Genomic DNA, 16879 nt, shown 5'->3' on the forward strand with positions numbered 1-16879 from the left:
ATGTCGTTGCGCCATAAGAAAAAGCTGCCTTGCGGGCGAAAGTGCACCAGCATGGCGCAAGAGAGAACTCGAACACGCGCGAGGCCCTTCCGGCTGCACTATCGTTGATCGCAGCTCTCTTCCAGGAAGGTCCCATCATGGCTCTACGCCCCACCCTGTCTGCCCTGGCACTCGCCATCGGGCTGTCGCTGCTACCGACTTACCCACAGGCCGCCGACGTCCAACCGCCCGCCACCGCCGCCCAATTGACCTGGCCCCGTGATTTCGCCCTGGGTGAACAGCATGTGCAGATCTTCCAGCCGCAGATCGAGGACTGGGACGGCACTCGCATGAGCGGCCGTGCGGCCATCGCCGTCGGCGCCGCGAAGGACGCTCCCACCTATGGCGTGGCGCAGTTCTCCGCTGCGGCGGCCATCGACAAGGCCAGTGGCCTGGTGCAGCTCACCGACCTGCGCATCGACAAGGTCGAAGTTCCCACCGCCCCGGACAGCGCCGGCAAGGTGCGCGATGCCCTGGTGGCGCGCTTGCCCAAGGATGGCCTGACGGTCTCCCTCGACCAGTTGCAGGCCAGCTACGCGGTGAACCAGCAGTTGGACAAGCTGCGCCACGTCGAAGTGAAGAACGATGCGCCACAGATCCTCTTCGCCAGCACCCCAACCGTGCTGGTGATGATCGATGGCCAACCACAGTGGCAAGCCCTGACGGGCAGCGACTTCGAGCGGGTTATCAACAGCCGTGTGCTGCTCCTGCGCGACGCCCAGGGCAATCACTACCTGAACGCCGCCGGCAACTGGTACACGTCCCAGGCGCTGGACGGCAGCTGGCTGGTGCTGAGCCAGCCGCCGAAGGCACTGGTCAGCGCGCAGCAACTGGCGCAGAAAGCCGGGCCGGTGGACGCGCTGCTGCCCAAGGATGGCAAGCAGCCGGCGAAGGCGCCGGCGGTGCTGGTCGCGACACAGCCCACCGAGCTCATCGTCAGCGACGGTACCGCGCAGATGCAGCCCGTGGACGGCGTCAGCCTGCTGACGATGCAGAACGCCGACCACGCGGTGTTCGTCGACCCGACCCACAACACCTGGTACGTGCTGTTGTCCGGCCGCTGGTTCAGCGGCCCCGGCGAGAAAGGCCCATGGACCTACGTGCCGGGCAAGGACCTGCCCGCCGACTTCGCGAAGATCTCGGCCAAGGACCCGAAGGCCAACGTACTGGTTTCGGTCCCCGGCACACCGCAAGCCAAGGAGGCCGCCATTGCCGCGAGCATCCCGCAGACCGCCAGCGTCTCGCGCAGCAAGGCGACGCTGAAGGTGAACTACGACGGCGCACCGAGCTTCCAACCCATTTCCGGCACTGCCCTCAACTACGCGGTGAACACGCCGACACCCGTGATCGAGGTCGCGGCCAATCAGTTCTTCGCCGTGAGCAACGGCGTCTGGTTCGTCGCCCCCAGCGCCACCGGCCCCTGGCAGGTAGCGACCGAAGTACCGGCGGCGATCTACGGCATCCCGCCCAGCTCGCCGGTCTACTACGTGACCTACGTGCACATCTACTCGGTCACCCCGCAAACCGTCGTGGTCGGCTACACGCCGGGCTACCTGGGTGTGGTGGTCAACAGCGACGGCACAGTGGTCTACGGCACCGGCTACACCTATCCCGCCTACGTCAGCAGCACCGTTTACTATGGTTATCCACCGACCTACGGCTACGGAGCGGGCTTTGCGGTGGGCGCGCTGACCGGTTTCGCCTTCGGCTATGCCGCCGGAGCCTGGTGGGGCTCGCCGGAACCCTACTGGGGTCCGTACTGGGGCCCTTACCCGGCCGGAGGCTGGAGCTACACCAACATCAACCAGGCCAACTTCTACGGGCGCTGGGGTCAGGGCACCGTCACCCACGCCTATGGCTACAACGGCTGGACCGGCACGCAATGGCAAGGCAGCTCCGCCGCCGGCTACAACCCGCGCACCGGCGCCCGGTTCGCCGGCAGCCAGGGAGCGGCGTTCAACCCCTATACCGACCAGGGAGTGGCCGGTCGGCGTGGCGCCTACGCCAATCCGTCCACCGGCATGTCTGGAGCTGGGCGCAGCGGCGTGGCGTACAACACGGACAGCGGTGACTTCAAGGCGGGCCAGCAAGGCATCCAGCACAACGCCCAGACCGGTCGCACCACCATCGCCGAGCGCGGTGTCTCCGGCGACGTGGATGATGGTCGCGGCAGCTACGACCACAACAACCAGGGTGTCAGCTACAACCGCCGCACCGGGAACGCCGTGGCCTGGAAGAACGGCGACGTCTACGCCGGACACGACGGCAACGTCTACCAGCACACCCAGGATGGGGGTTGGCAGCAGCACACTGACAATGGCTGGCAACCGGTGCAGCAGGACCGCAGCGAAATGCGCAGCCAACTCGACCAGCAGTGGCAATCGCGCCAGACAGGTCAGCAGCGCTTCGGCGAGACCCAGCGTCAGTGGGGTGGCGGCGGCTTCGGCGGCGGTCATTTCGGCGGTGGTCACTTCGGCGGAGGCGGCTTCCGCCGCTGACGCTGTGGACAAGGTTTTCCACAGCGCTGGTCGTTGTGGAAAACCGCTGCAAGTCGGGCAATAAACTTATCCACACGCCTTGCCCTTCCCCGCACGCCCTCGGCAAGATGCCCGCTCCCACCACCATCGCGGGGTTGCCGTGACCGCTCTGTTCCAGGCCCTCTGGCCGTTGTTCGCGCTGATCGTCGGCGGCTTCGTGCTGCGCCGCAAAGGCTTTCCCGGTGACGCCTTCTGGCCGGCGGCAGAGCGACTCAACTACTTCATCCTGTTCCCCGCTCTGCTCGCCAGCAGCTTGGCCAGCGCCCCGCTGAACGACCCCGGCCTCGCCCGCCAGGCGCTGGCGGTGATGCTGGGCCTGGGCATCGCCTGGATCGCCCTGTTGCTCGTCAAGCGCCTGCGAGGCTGGAACGCCGCGCGCTTCGGCGCCATAGCCCAGGGCGTACTGCGCTTCAACACCTACCTCGGACTCGCCGCGGTCGGTAGCCTTTACGGCAAGCCGGGGCTGACCTTGGCCGCGCTAATGCTGGCACTGATGGTACCGACGGTGAACGTGATGTCGGTATGGGCACTGACCGCCGAGCGCGGCATCAGCCTGCGCTCGCTGCTGCTGCCCATCGTGAAGAATCCGCTGATCCTTGCCTGCGTGGCCGGCGCCCTGCTCAACGTGACGGGTATCGGCCTGCCGGGCGGCACGGACCGGCTGTTCAACCTGCTGGCCGTGGCCAGCCTGCCACTGGGCCTGCTCTGCGTGGGCGCGGCACTGCAGCCACAGGAATTGCGTGCGGAAGTGTCGGCGCTGGGCTGGAACTGTGCGGTCCGCCTGCTGGCCATGCCGCTATTGGCCTTCGCCATCGCCCGCCTGCTGGCCCTGCCGGCGCTGGAAAGCGCGCTGCTGGTGCTGTTCTTCGCTTTACCCACAGCTCCGACCGCCTATGTGTTGACCCGCCAACTGGGCGGCGAGAGCGGGCTGATGGCCGGGATCATCACCCTGCAGACGCTGCTGGCCGGCGCCAGCCTGCTGCTGGTGATGGGCCTCATCCAGATGCTCGGGTGATCGTCCGCATAACCACCGTCCGGTCCTTGAATACCGGCAATGCACTCAGGACTGCCACCGCCTTTCTCAGATGACTGATGCCACGGGCAGCGCGGCCAGCAATGGCGAGATCAATGGCCCCTGCCTGGAAGCGGCGCTCAGGCAATCACGCCAGCAGTCCCCCATCGCCAATACAGTGATCCACAATGGGTACAGGCGATCCTGATGTGGTCGATCAACTGACCCGACGCCAGCGTTTTTCTCCCACGACGAGGCAACACCGTGCGTAGATGGCTGATCCTGCTGGCTCTGGTCGCTCCTCTGTCGTGGGCCGCGAGCGTGACGAAGGAATTTACCTTTGCCGGTAGCGACTACTTCCATCGCTGGTCCCAGGAGGATCAGCATGAATTCACGCCACAAGGCCAGGAGGACCTGGCGAAGTGGCAGGACATGGTCACCCTGCACCGCTATGAGGCGGCCAGGAACGCCGAGCAGATGGCGGCGGTGGCCAACGCTGTACTGGACAACTACCAGCAGCGGGGCGCGATCATCCTCAAGGTCGACGCCAGCCCCGCCCGGGGCAGCCAGCCTGCGGTCTACTTCATTGCGGCCGTGTTCCCGCAACCGAGCTTCATCGAAGCGGTGTTCACCCGCCTCAAGCTGGAGAACGGCACGGGTACGGGGGTGATCTACTCCCACAGGCTCTACGGCAAGGCAACTGGCAACAGCATGAGCGCCTGGCTCAAGGCCAACGCCACCGCGAGGGAGAACGACCTGATGGACTGGCAGCCGCCAGCCAAGGCTTTCCAGCGTCGCTGAGCCCGGGTCCCCCCGGTGTCGCATCGATGGGTATCGCTGCGCTCCACACCATCCTGCAATGCACCCCTGCTGCCAGCCCGGCGATGATCGGAGGACGGTTATTCACACCACTGGCCTGGGCTTCACGACTTACCCACATGACCCTGTCATCCGTTCGCGAGCAAGCTTGCTTCTCCAGCAAAGTCCCGTCGATCAGCGGAAATCCTGCCGAAAGCCTGCTGAAAGCTTGACCCCCTAGCATCGCCGCCTCGGTCCTCCCGGCCGGACCTGCGTTCGCGCAGCGTACAAAAACAACAATCGGTGATCGCTCATGCCCCGCTTCCTGTCTCTACCCGCCCCGACTCCGTCCGCACCACGCGTGCTTATCCACAGCCGCTGCTGAATCCCCCGCGCCGACCCGGAGTTATCCCCATGCTGACTTTCCTCGCCTTCGCCATGGTGGCGACCTTCATGTTCCTGATCATGACCAAGCGTCTGTCGGCGCTGATCGCGCTGATCCTGGTCCCGATCGCCTTCGCCCTGCTCGGCGGCTTCGCCAAGGGGCTGGGGCCGATGATGCTGGACGGCATCCGCACCCTGGCGCCGACCGGCGTGATGCTGATGTTCGCCATCCTCTACTTCGCCATCATGATCGACTCCGGGCTCTTCGACCCGGCGGTGCGGCGCATCCTCAGGCTGGTGAAGGGCGACCCGCTGAAGGTGTCGATGGGCACCGCCGCGCTGGCGATGATCGTCTCGCTGGACGGTGACGGCTCGACCACCTACATGATCTGCGTGGCCGCCGTACTGCCGCTGTACAGCCGCCTGGGCATGAGTCCGCTGTTGATGGCCTGCCTGATCATGCTCTCCAGTGGAGTGCTGAACATGACGCCCTGGGGCGGCCCCACAGCCCGCGCGGCCAGTGCGCTGCATGTGGACCCGGCAGACATCTTCGTGCCGATGATCCCGGCCATGCTCGCCGGCATCGCGGCGATCTTCGGCCTGGCCTGGGTCTACGGCAAACGCGAGCGCGCACGCCTGGGTGAGCTGCACTTGCCCACCGACCACGAGGCCATGGCAGAGGTCAGCGTCTCGCAGTTCCCTGAGGCGCGCCGACCGAAGCTGCTGTGGTTCAACGCCGTGCTCACCGTGATCCTGATGGGCACCCTGATCGCCGGACTTCTGCCGATGCCGGTTCTCTTCATGATCGCCTTCGGTATCGCGATGATCGTGAATTACCCCTGCATCCTGGAGCAGAAGAAGCGTATCGGCGCCCACGCCGAGAACGTCCTCGCGGTGGTTTCGCTGATCTTCGCCGCCGGGGTGTTCACCGGAATTCTCTCGGGAACGGGGATGGTCGAAGCCATGTCCAAGAGCCTGCTGGCGGTGATCCCGCCGGCGCTGGGACCGTACCTGGCGACCATCACTGCGCTGGTGAGCATGCCGTTCACCTTCTTCATGTCGAATGATGCTTTCTACTACGGCGTGCTCCCGGTACTCTCCCAGGCCGCCGCGCAGTACGGCATCACGCCGGTGGAAATGGCCCGCGCCTCCATCGTCGGCCAACCGGTGCACCTGCTCAGCCCGCTGGTGCCCTCCACCTACCTGCTGGTGGGCCTGGCCAAGGTGGATTTCGGCGACCACCAGCGCTTCACCCTCAAGTGGGCCGTGCTGGTGTGCCTGGCGATCCTCGCCGCCGCGCTGCTGCTGGGCCTGTTCCCCCTCTTCAACGACTGACCTCGAGACCCAAGTAAATGGAATGGCTGACCAGCCCTGAAATCTGGATTGCGTTCTTCACCCTGACTGCCCTGGAGATCGTCCTGGGTATCGACAACATCATCATGATTTCCATCCTGGTCGGCCGCATGCCCAAGCACATGCAACCGCGCACGCGCTTCTTCGGGCTGGCGCTGGCGATGGTCACGCGCATCCTGCTGCTGCTCTCGATCACCTGGGTCATGCGCCTGACCGCCGACCTGTTCCACGTGTTCGGCCAGGGCATCTCCGGGCGCGACCTGATCCTGTTCTTCGGTGGCCTGTTCCTCCTGTGGAAAAGCAGTACCGAGATCTTCCATGGCCTGGAAGGCGAGGACGAAACCGAGGGCGAACCCAAGAGCGTGATGGGCGGCTTCATCGGCACCATCATCCAGATCGCCATCATCGACATCGTGTTCTCGCTGGACTCGGTGATCACCGCCGTGGGCATGGTCTCCAACGTGCCGGTGATGGTCGCGGCCATCGTCGTCGCGGTCATGGTGATGATGCTGGCGGCCGGCGCCATCAGCGACTTCATCGACCAGCACCCGTCGCTGAAGATGCTTGCGCTGTCCTTCCTCATCGTGGTCGGCACCGTGCTCATCGCCGAAGCCTTCGAAGTCCACGTGCCCAAGGGCTATGTCTACTTCGCCATGGCCTTCTCGCTGGCGGTGGAAGCGCTGAACATCCGCATGCGCACCGCACGTGGGAAGAAGGACGCGGACCCGGTAAAACTGCGCAAGGACATTCCGGGCCAATAGTCCACAAGCGCTACCCACAGGCGCACTGTGGAAAAACAAAAGCCGGGCTTTCACTGCCCGGCTTTTTATTCACAGCCCTTTTTATTCACCATTGATCGGTTTCAAGGCCGTGCGACCGGCTCCGGCCAGTTCAGCACGCCCTTGTCGCTGAAGCGCACCGTGCCGAACAGACCACCCGCCAGCTTGCCGTTGATCTCGTAGGGCATACCCTGGCGCGGCGGGCCCCCCGACAGACCCCAGGCCTGGCGGAAGGCGGAGAACGCCGAGATGCTCACCGGAACACTGATCACTTTTTCGCCAAAACGCGGCACCTGCCCGCTGGCGTCGCTCACTCCGCTGGCCAGCGGCTGGCCGTTCACCGACAGGTCCAGGGCGATGCCGTTGTAGTCGATGGCCTGATCATTGGGATTCTGCACCCGCAGTTTGACCGTGAAACGCGCCTCCATGCCCTGCCCGGTCGCAGGCTCCAGGCCGACCAGATCAATGCGCAGCGGGTCGCGTGTGCCGAACAGGCTGCTGCAGGCGCCAAGCGCCAGCAACAGGGCTATCAGGGTGATGCGGCGGGCCAGGGCCATGGCTTCTCCTCGTCGATTCACTTCAGGGTAGCCGGGCGCAGGCGCCACACGGTGTTACCCACATCGTCGGCCACCAGCAGGCCGCCGAACTTATCCACAGCGACACCGACCGGCCGGCCCATGGCTTCGTCCTGGTCGTTGACGAAGCCGTCGAGCACCGTCACTGGCTGGCCATTGGGCTTGCCGCCGCCGAAGGGGATGAACACCACCTGGTAGCCGCTGCGCGGCTTGCGGTTCCACGAGCCGTGCTGGCCGATGAACACTCCGCCACGATAGCGCTCCGGCAGCAGGCTGCCCTGATAGAAGGCAAGGCCCAGCGAGGCGGTGTGCGAACCGAGGGCGTAATCGGGCACCAGCGCCTTCTCCACCATCTCCGGACGCGCCGGCTCGACGCGTTTATCCACATGCTGGCCAAAGTAGCTCCAGGGCCAACCGTAGAAGCCACCATCCTTCACCGAGGTCATGTAATCGGGCACCAGGTCATTGCCCAGTTCGTCCCGCTCGTTCACGGCTGTCCACAGCGCGCCCGTGTTCGGCTCCCAGTCCAGACCGTTGGGATTGCGCAGGCCGGAGGCGAAGACGCGCACACTGCGGTTGGAGAGATCGATCTGCAGGATCGCCGCGCGACTCTTCTCGGCATCCAAGCCGTTTTCGCCGACATTGCTGTTCGACCCGACCGTGGCGTAGAGGTAGCGGCCATCGGGGCTGGCAAGGATGTTCTTGGTCCAGTGATGGTTGATCGGGCCACCCGGCAGATCGACGACCTTTTCCGCCGGTGCACTGATGGTCGTTTCACCGACCTTGTACGGGAAGCGCACCACCGCGTCGGCATTGGCGACGTACAACCAGTTATCCACAAGGGCCATGCCGAAGGGCGAGAACAAGCCTTCGAGCAGCACGCTGCGCTGCTCCGGCACGCCATCACCGTCGGCATCGCGCAGCAGGGTGATGCGGTTGGCGCTGGGCACCGACGCCCCTGCCTTGGCCATGACCTTGCCGGCGACCCAGTCCTTCAGTCCGCCGGATTCCTCCTTCGGCGGTGCCGAGCTTTCCGCCACCAGCACATCGCCGTTGGGCAGTACGTAGAGCCAGCGCGGATGTTCTAGCTGGTCGGCGAAGCGCTGCACTTCCAGGCCTTCGGCCGGGCGCGGCATCTGCCCCGCAGGCCAGCCAGTGGCGGTGGCAATGTTGACGGTGGGCAGAACGCTGCTCTGGGGTTCCGGCAGCTGTGGCTGCGGCCCGGTGCCGACAGTGAACGGCAGCGCCGACTTGTCACCGCAACCGGCGACCGCCAGTGCAATCAGGAGGGGGAACGACCCACGCATACGACTTCTCCTCGGCCTGTGATGCATTTATGTCGGTGACCGCTTCTTTCAGCGAATGGTTCGGCAGTCTAGACATATCCGCCTGCGATTCCGTGCGAAATAACCGATGCGAAGGCTCTCGCGACCGCTGTTGATCGGCTTTACTCACAGACAGGAATCCCGGCAAATCAGAGATTTGGCGAACCCTCAGGGAAGAACGAGGGTCTACCATGACAGTCTTGTGACAATCGCCTGAATGCTGCCGTGTCCTTCTCGGCCCTCCGCGCTGTCTGTACGGAGCCGCGGGCGAGGTCGTTACAGGGTCCGTCGACGGACGCTCCGCCCACGGACCCGTTTGCGTGCAAGGGGGCCCGACATGCTCAAACTGCTCGATCTGCTCTCTGCCGTAGCCCTGTTGGTGTGGGGCACACACATCGTCCGCACCGGTATCCTCAGGGTCTACGGCAGTAACCTGCGAAAAATCCTCAGCCGCAGCGTGGAAAAACGCCCGCTGGCCTTCGCCGCCGGCATCGGTGTCACCGCCCTGGTGCAGAGCAGCAACGCCACGGCGCTTCTGGCGACGTCCTTCGTTGCCACCGGGCTGATGGCCCTGGCGCCGGCGCTCGCGATCATGCTTGGCGCGGACGTCGGAACGGCGCTGATGGCGCGAGTACTGACCCTGGACCTGTCCTGGCTGTCACCGCTGCTGATCTTCTTCGGGGTGATCTTCTTCCTGGGCCGGCAGAAGTCGCGCCTGGGCCAGCTCGGCCGGGTATTCATCGGCCTGGGGCTGATCATCCTCGCGCTGCAGCTGATCGTCGCCGCCGCCGAGCCGATGACCCAGGCCAAAGGCGTGAAGGTGCTGTTCTCCAGCCTCACCGGCGACGTGATGCTGGACGCCCTCACCGGCGCGCTGTTCGCGATGATTTCCTACTCCAGCCTGGCCGCCGTGCTGCTCACCGCGACGCTGGCGGCCTCCAAGGTGATCTCGCTGAAGGTGGCGCTATGCCTGGTCATTGGTGCAAACCTGGGCAGCGGCATCCTGGCGATGATCAGCGCTTCCTCGCAGAACGCCGCCGGCCGCCGCGTGGCACTGGGCAGCCTGCTGTTCAAGGTTGCCGGCTGTGCCCTGGTGCTGCCGCTGGTGGGCCCGCTGGCCGACTGGATCGACCACTGGCAGTTCAGTACCGCCGAATTGGTGATTGCGTTCCACGTGCTCTACAACACCACCCGTTGCCTCGCCTGCCTGCCGCTGACCGGGCAGATGGCAGCCTTCTGCACCCGCGTCATGCCAGACCGCCATTCGCCCGAAGACATAGTGCGGCCGCGACACCTCGACCCGGCGGCGCTGGACACACCCAGCCTGGCGCTGGTCAACGCGGTGCGCGAAACCCTGCGCATGGGCGATATCGTCGAGCAGATGCTGAATAACCTGATGCAGGTTATCCACAGCGGCGATCCGCTACTGGGCAAGGAGATCCGCAAGCAGGATGACGACGTCGACGCGCTCTACACAGCGATCAAACTGTACCTGGCGCGGATGCCCCGCGAGGACCTGAGCGAAGCCGACAGCCGCCGCTGGGCGGAGATCATCGAGCTGGCGATCAACCTCGAGCAGGCCGGCGACATCATCGAACACATGCTCGGCGCCGTGCAGGACAAGAAGACATCGCGCAGCCGTTCCTTCTCCGACAATGGCCTGGAAGAGATCACCGTGCTCCACGGCCAGCTGGTGGCCAACCTGCGCCTGTCCCTCTCGGTGTTCCTCAACGGCGATCAGGAAGGCGCCAAGCGCTTGCGCCGCGCCAAGCAGCGCTTCCGCCTGCAGGAGCGGCGGTTCGCCCACTCCCACGTCGACCGCCTGCGCCAGCAGGTGGTGCAGAGCATCGAGACCAGCTCGCTGCACCTGGATCTGATCAGCGACATGAAGCGCTTGAACTCGTTGTTCTGCGCCATCGCCTATGCTGTTCTGGACAACCCGGATGCCAGCGGTTCGGCAATCGGTGAGCCTGTGGAAGACGAGGACTTCGTCGAGCGCGAAGTCGAGGCGGTACGGGATCACCAGCGGCCGGCTTCGCCCGGCTCCAGCGCGACGGGTTGATGGCCGAAGGGCCTGAGCGACGGTTCCATCAGAACGTTCGCTCAGGCCCTACAAAGTCCTGATATCACGACGCCCAGGGTTCGGGCAGAATCCGCCGCCATGGAAGCATGCACTCAATCCCAACGCCCCCCCTCGGTCAGCGCCAGCCTGACCCAGGCCATCCTGCTGGCGGCTGTGCGTCTCGGTCTGAACCGCGACGCGCTGCTCGCTGCCAGCGGCATTCAGGAATCCCAGCTCAGCGACCCGGACGCGCGCATCGACTTCGCGCTGCAGGAGCGGATGTGGCAGGTGATCCAGACCGACCTCAAGCATGACGAACCCGGCCTGGCCATGGGCCGTGCTCTGTCGCCGGCATCCTTCAGCGCGCTGGGTTACCTGCTGCAGTCGAGCACCACGATGGGCGACGCTCTCGAATCGGCCATGCGCTACCAGCGCCTGGTCGGCGAAGGCGGCCAGGTCGCCATCGAGGCACAAGCCGAGGTCATCTGGGTGGCCTACCGACCGCTGAACCCCGAGCGGCCCGCCACCCGCGCCCGTGCGCTGGCGCTGCTGGGTTTCTGGGCACGCCAGCTCAAGGCCCTGCTCAGCGGACTGCAGCTGGCCGGTTGCCGCTTCATGCACCGCCAGCCGGAAAGCCTCGCGGACTACGAAAAGACCTTCGACTGCCCGCTGCAATTCGACGCGCCGGACTACGCCCTGGGTCTACCCCGGGCGCTTATCGACGCTCCGCTGCCACAGGCCAACCCACCGCTGCGCGACCTGCTGCGCCAGCACGCAGAAGGATTGCTCGCCCGGCTGCCCAGCGCCAGCATCAGCGGCCGGGTCGTCGCCCTGCTCGGCGAGCAGCTGACCCGTGGCGAACCCGGGCGCGCCGCCGTGGCCAGTGAACTGGGCCTGAGCGAACGCACACTACAGCGCCGGTTGGCGGAGGAAGGCAGTAGTTATCAACAGTTGCTGGCCGATACTCGCCGGCAACTGGCAGAACGCTACCTGGGGGAAGGCAACCTGCCAGCCACGGACATCGCCGCCCTGCTCGGTTATTCCGAGCCCAGCGTATTCTTCCGCGCCTTCCGGCACTGGACAGGACTGACACCGGGCGAGTATCGCCAACGGCGGCGCCAGTCCGAGAACTGACGGGCACTGCCAGGAGCCTATCACAGGCTTTTCAACAGACTTGTCTACAGGATTTCCACAGTGTTGGAATCAGCCGTGCGGGCCCCGCGCGGCAAGGTAGGCCAGGAACGCCTCGCGGCTGGAATAACGCGGCTCATAGCCGAATTCTTCCTTCAGCCGGCGATTGTCCAGCACCGGCCGGTAGCGCAGGTAGTCCACCTGCTCGGGTCCGAAACGCGACAATCCGAGCGGCTTGAGCAGCCCCAACCCTACGCGCATCAGGCTTGCCGGCATGGGCCGGTAGGGTTTGTTGAGCAGGCCGGCGATCTCGCGCATGGACAATGCGCCATCGCCGGCGAGGTTGTAGATGCCCTCGCTACCGCGCTCCAGTCCCTGGCGAATCACGTTCACGACGTCCTGGTCCCAGATGAATACGAAGCGGCTACGGTGCCCTAATACCCCCATCAGTGTGGGGCGGGCGAAAAGTTCGGCCAGCGGGTTATGCACACGTCGGCCAAGGATGGTGCCGGGCCGCAGAATAAGTTGCTTGAGCTGTGGATAACGCTCCCGAGCATTGGCCAGCAGCTGCTCGATTTCCTGCTTGCAGCGAGCGTGGAGCAGATGTGGATGGCCACGCAGCGGGTGCGATTCGTCGATCCATTCGGCATTGTCGCGGTGGAACCCGTAGGCGGCGCCGGAACTGGTCACTATCAGTTGCTGGACGCCAGTGTCCCGCGCTGCTTCGAGCAGTGCGCGGGTACCGCCGACTTCGATGGCGTGGCGCTTCTGTGGCGTCATCTCCCGTGGCGGATTCACGACTGCGGCCAGGTGCACGATCGCATCGGGCTTCCAGTGCTCCACACAGGCCCGCGTATTGGCGGCCACGCTCAGGTCCAGCGTCACCGGTTCGATGTTCGGCCGCAGGCCCTGGGACTTGATCCGTTGCATATCGGCGGCGATGAGCGTCCAGTCCAGGTGCTGGACGGCAAGCTCGTTGAGCAGGCTCTGACCGAGAAATCCCGCCGCGCCGGTGATCAGGACACGCATGTGGCCTCCAGATCGCTCGGCATGGAGCGAACGACGGGTCCGTTGATCGGGGTGATGAATGGAGCGTAGTTCCACTGCGCCAGCACCGACAGTGACCACACAAGCCAGCCCCGTGACCAAAGATGCCACCCGACCAAGGTTGAACGCGGTGGGTTCGTGCCGGTCAATCCGTTATCCTCACGGCTTTGCGTTCAGGCACACCGCTCATGCGTTGGTTGTTCGTCCCCCTGTTGTCCCTGCTGCTCAGCGCCTGGTCCCATGCCGACCAGCGACAGACGGTCGAGGCCTACCAGCTGGCGAACGGCATGGGCGTGCTGTTCAAGCCCACCCGCGAGAAGGGGCACGTGTCGATCCGCCTGATCGTCGGCGTCGGCTTCAGCGATTTCAGCTGCCGCGACCGCCAGCTTCCGCACCTGATGGAACACCTGTTCTTCAGCGGCCTGGACGGCGGCGACGAAGCTGACCTGGAAGCGCGCATGCAGGCCCTGGGCGGTCAGTGGAACGCGTACACCAGCGAAGGCGACACCGCTTTCGTGGTCGAATCCCCCGCCGCCACCCAGCGTCAGGTGCTGGACCTGCTACTGGAAATCATCACCCGCACCCAACTCGACCAGCGCAAGATCGACTCCGCCAAGCAAGTCCTGGTACGCGAGGACGGGGGCCATTACTCGCACCTGCAACGCTGGCTGGACCACCAGAACGTCAGCCGCGCCGGACAGGAGCAGTTGGCGGTTGAACTGGGGCTGTCCTGCGATGAGCGCGCACCTGTGGACAACCTCACCCAGGCGCAGTTGGAGCAGCTACGCAAGGACTGGTACGTCCCCGGCAATATGACCCTGATCATCGTCGGCGACCTCGATCCGCGCCTGCCGGTCTACCTGGGCCGCACTTATGGCGCCCTGGTCGATCACGACACCCCGGAACGCCGCGACCTGCCGCAGATGAAGAACACCGCGGAGCGCCAGCGCAACCTGACCACCGGGTTGTTCGGCGAAAGCGCGGTACTGCACTGGATATTCCCGGAGCCCGAGGATGCCGATGGCGCCACGCTGGACCTGCTGCAGGCCTACCTGAACGACGCACTCTACACCGAGCTGCGAGTACGCCGAGAGCTGTCCTACGGCCCCTGGAGCGAACGCACTGCCTGGGCCAACCAGGGCTTCATGAGCCTGAACGCGAATGTCGAGCGGGATGAACAGAAGGAGGCGCAACAGGCCCTGAGGGAACTGGTGGAGAAGATTCGTCACGAAGGCCTGGACCCGCAGCGCTTTGCCCGCATCCAGCGCGTGGCGCGTGCGCAACTGGCCTGGAGCACGCCGGGTAATTCGACCCTGGCGGATTACTACTGGGGCGCGCTGGCGGACTTCGACGACGGCAAGTTCCCCGACGAGGACAAGCGCCTGGCGAAGGTCAACCTGGCCCACGCCAACGAAGTGGCGAAGCAACTGTTCAAGGACGAGGGGTATCTGCGCATCGAGAAGCCGCTACTGGATGACGACATGGTCTATCCGCTGGCGGCTCTGGGCGCGTTATTGCTGGCGGGGCTGCTGGGGCTGGCGCTGTGGCGCCGACGGAGCTGAAGCTCCGTCGGAACACCTTCAGGCTTCAGAGCGCGAGGCGGCGGATGACCTGGCAGGAATCGTCCGGGTCGATCTGGGCGCGGAAGCCCAGCTCGCGGGCCATGTCACGCATGTCGCGGTCCATGGACGAATCGATCGAGTACATCTGGTGGAAGCCATTGCGCTTGGCCACGTCGATCAGGTGGCGCATCAGCGCAAGACCGAGACCCAGTTGCTTGAAGTCGTCGGCGACGGTCACCGCGCATTCGCACTGCTGCTTATCCACAGCTGCGTAACGGCTGATGCCGACTTCGCGCAGTTCGCCATCCACATGGGTCAGAGCGATGAAGGCCATGGTGGTCTGGTAGTCGACGTCCATGAGGCGGTCGAGCAGCCTGTCATCGATCTTCACTTCGCCATGGAAGCGGAACTTGCGGGTCATGGGGGACAGGCGCTCGAGGAACAGGCGTTCGCGCTCGCGGTCTTCGGCGCGCAACGGACGGATCAGCACATGGCTGCCATCCTCGAGGGTTTCTATCCAGTGATCGGCGCCTACAGCCCCGAGGGCTGCGAGCTCGGCGGTGGTGTGGGTGATCATGACGCGTTCTCCGCTGGCGAAGAGGGATTGGGTTGACCCTATCCTTCTCCTGCCGGCCCCGGGCAGGCCTGACCTAAGTCAATGCCACCCGGAACCGTGCTGGGGCAGAACGTCGCAGAGCGCCTCAGGCCCCAGCGACCAGCGCCCCCTCTCTCGTCCGCGCGCCCTTGCGGAACAGCACCAGGGTAGCGAGCAGGCCGAGGGCTGCTGCGCCGCTGAGCCAGATGCCCGGCGCGGCCTTGTTGTCCAGGGTGTGGATAAGCCAGGTGCAAACCGCCGGGGTGAAGCCGCCGAACGTCGCGGTCGCCAGGCTGTAGGCCAGGGAGAACCCGGTGGTGCGCACGTCCGCCGGCATGATCTCGGTGAGCGCAACGACCATCGCGCCGTTGTAACTGCCATAGAGGAAGGACAGCCACAGCTCCACTTCCAGCAGGCGCGCGAAGCTCGGCTCGGCCACCAGCCAGGACAGCATTGGATAGGCGGTGACCAGCGCCAGCACGGTGGCGGCCAGCAGCAGCGGCTTGCGCCCGATGCGGTCGGACACCGCGCCCATCAACGGCAGCCAGATGAAGTTGGACAGGCCCACGCACATGGTTACCAGCAGGCTGTCGAAGTCCGACAAGTGCAGCTCGTTCTTGCCGAAGGTCGGCGTGTAGGCGGTGATCAGGTAGAAGGACACCGTAGTCATCACCACCATGGCGGTACCGGCCAGTACCAGGCCGAAATTCTGGCCAATGGAGCGCAGCACCTGGCCGAGGGTCGGGCGATGCTTGCGCTGCTGGAATTCGGGAGTCTCTTCCAGCGAGCGGCGGATGATGAACAGCGCCGGGACGATCAGGCAGCCGACGAAGAAGGGCACGCGCCAACCCCACTCGCCCATGTCCTGCGGACTCAGCCAGTGGTTGAGGATCACGCCCAGCAGGCCGGCGAAGACCACCGCGACCTGTTGGCTCGCCGACTGCCAGCTGACGAAGAAGCCGCGTTTGCCGGGAGTGGCGATCTCCGCCAGGTACACCGACACGCCACCCAGTTCCACACCCGCGGAGAAGCCCTGCAGCAGGCGCCCGAACAACACCAGCAACGGCGCTGCCACACCGAGCGTGGCGTAGCCCGGGACGAAGGCGATCAGCAGAGTGCCCATGGCCATCAGGCCGAGGGTGATGATCAGTCCCTGGCGGCGGCCGTGGCGGTCGATGTAGGCACCGAGGAAGATGGCGCCGAGCGGGCGCATCAGGAAGCCGGCACCGAAGGTCGCCAGCGACAGCATCAGGGAGGCGAAGGGGTCATCACCGGGGAAGAAGGTCTTGGCAATGGCGGTGGCATAGAAGCCATACACCATGAAGTCATACATCTCGAGGAAATTGCCACTCACCACACGGAAGACGGCTTTGGCTTTGGAGTTGTTCGAGGCCATAAGAACATCACTCAGGGCTGTTACACGGGGGACTTCCCAGAAGGGAAATCGATGATCCCCATCCGCGGCAGGCAGGCCCTGGATGGGTGATTTATTTGTAACCCTATGTGTAAAGACGTCGACTCGACAATCAGAAAATGGCTGAAAGGCCCATATTTACTGGAATTGAAAGCTTGGCGAAAGCTTCGTAACCGTTCGTCGGAAGACCGAGTTTAGCGATCAACCTCTCATTCATATAAATATATAGAAATTTATATGCAACATATTTGACACCCTGGATAAAT

14 protein-coding genes are annotated in these 16879 nt (G+C 64.7%); 9 read left to right on the plus strand and 5 right to left on the minus strand.

The features are described from left to right. The first annotated feature begins 137 nt into the window (after nt 1-137). From FAS41_RS14680 to FAS41_RS14705, 6 genes are all read left to right on the plus strand, one after another. Complete coding sequence (locus tag FAS41_RS14680) at nt 138-2537, plus strand: carbohydrate-binding family V/XII (RefSeq protein ID WP_138523415.1); 2400 nt, start codon at nt 138-140, stop codon at nt 2535-2537. A gap of 79 nt (nt 2538-2616) precedes the next feature. Then, nucleotides 2617-3591 (plus strand): AEC family transporter, encoded by a 975-nt coding sequence (locus tag FAS41_RS14685; RefSeq protein ID WP_171049488.1) that lies wholly within the window; start codon nt 2617-2619, stop codon nt 3589-3591. A gap of 70 nt (nt 3592-3661) precedes the next feature. Next, nucleotides 3662-3796, plus strand: coding sequence for a DUF2388 domain-containing protein (locus tag FAS41_RS31450; protein WP_138523419.1), 135 nt, complete (start codon nt 3662-3664; stop codon nt 3794-3796). 56 nt (nt 3797-3852) lie between these two features. Next, nucleotides 3853-4389 carry a hypothetical protein gene (locus FAS41_RS14695; protein WP_218939114.1) on the plus strand — a complete coding sequence of 179 codons (537 nt, stop codon included), beginning with the start codon at nt 3853-3855 and terminating at the stop codon, nt 4387-4389. A 411-nt stretch (nt 4390-4800) separates the two neighbouring features. After that, nucleotides 4801-6105, plus strand: coding sequence for a CitMHS family transporter (locus tag FAS41_RS14700; RefSeq protein ID WP_138523421.1), 1305 nt, complete (start codon nt 4801-4803; stop codon nt 6103-6105). 17 nt (nt 6106-6122) lie between these two features. Further along, nucleotides 6123-6884, plus strand: a complete 762-nt coding sequence (locus FAS41_RS14705) for a TerC family protein (RefSeq protein ID WP_138523423.1) — start codon at nt 6123-6125, stop codon at nt 6882-6884. A gap of 101 nt (nt 6885-6985) precedes the next feature. On the opposite strand, the gene FAS41_RS14710 is transcribed toward FAS41_RS14705, so the two are convergent. Then, nucleotides 6986-7459, minus strand: coding sequence for an LEA/WHy family protein (locus FAS41_RS14710; RefSeq protein ID WP_138523425.1), 474 nt, complete (start codon nt 7457-7459; stop codon nt 6986-6988). 17 nt (nt 7460-7476) lie between these two features. Continuing rightward, nucleotides 7477-8784 (minus strand): PQQ-dependent sugar dehydrogenase, encoded by a 1308-nt coding sequence (locus tag FAS41_RS14715; protein ID WP_138523427.1) that lies wholly within the window; start codon nt 8782-8784, stop codon nt 7477-7479. A 355-nt stretch (nt 8785-9139) separates the two neighbouring features. Between FAS41_RS14715 and FAS41_RS14720 the strand changes: the two genes are divergently transcribed. After that, the gene (locus FAS41_RS14720) at nt 9140-10864 is read left to right on the plus strand and encodes a Na/Pi cotransporter family protein (RefSeq protein ID WP_138523429.1); all 1725 of its coding nucleotides are present in this window, start codon (nt 9140-9142) and stop codon (nt 10862-10864) included. Nucleotides 10865-10963: 99 nt separating this feature from the next. Beyond that, nucleotides 10964-11998, plus strand: coding sequence for an AraC family transcriptional regulator (locus FAS41_RS14725; protein ID WP_138523431.1), 1035 nt, complete (start codon nt 10964-10966; stop codon nt 11996-11998). A gap of 69 nt (nt 11999-12067) precedes the next feature. Here the strand turns inward: FAS41_RS14725 and FAS41_RS14730 are convergent, their stop codons facing one another. After that, nucleotides 12068-13024, minus strand: a complete 957-nt coding sequence (locus FAS41_RS14730; RefSeq protein WP_138523433.1) for an NAD-dependent epimerase/dehydratase family protein — start codon at nt 13022-13024, stop codon at nt 12068-12070. A gap of 206 nt (nt 13025-13230) precedes the next feature. Between FAS41_RS14730 and FAS41_RS14735 the strand changes: the two genes are divergently transcribed. Next, entirely contained in the window at nt 13231-14604 is a 1374-nt protein-coding gene (locus FAS41_RS14735) for a M16 family metallopeptidase (protein ID WP_138523435.1), read from the plus strand. Nucleotides 14605-14629: 25 nt separating this feature from the next. On the opposite strand, the gene FAS41_RS14740 is transcribed toward FAS41_RS14735, so the two are convergent. Next, entirely contained in the window at nt 14630-15181 is a 552-nt protein-coding gene (locus FAS41_RS14740; RefSeq protein WP_138523437.1) for a GNAT family N-acetyltransferase, read from the minus strand. Between the two features lie 124 nt (nt 15182-15305). Further along, the gene (gene tcuC, locus FAS41_RS14745; RefSeq protein WP_138523439.1) at nt 15306-16595 is read right to left on the minus strand and encodes an MFS transporter; all 1290 of its coding nucleotides are present in this window, start codon (nt 16593-16595) and stop codon (nt 15306-15308) included. Nucleotides 16596-16879 lie beyond the last annotated feature (284 nt).

It is taken from the genome of Pseudomonas nicosulfuronedens, assembly GCF_005877905.1.
GTDB classification, from domain to species: domain Bacteria; phylum Pseudomonadota; class Gammaproteobacteria; order Pseudomonadales; family Pseudomonadaceae; genus Pseudomonas; species Pseudomonas nicosulfuronedens.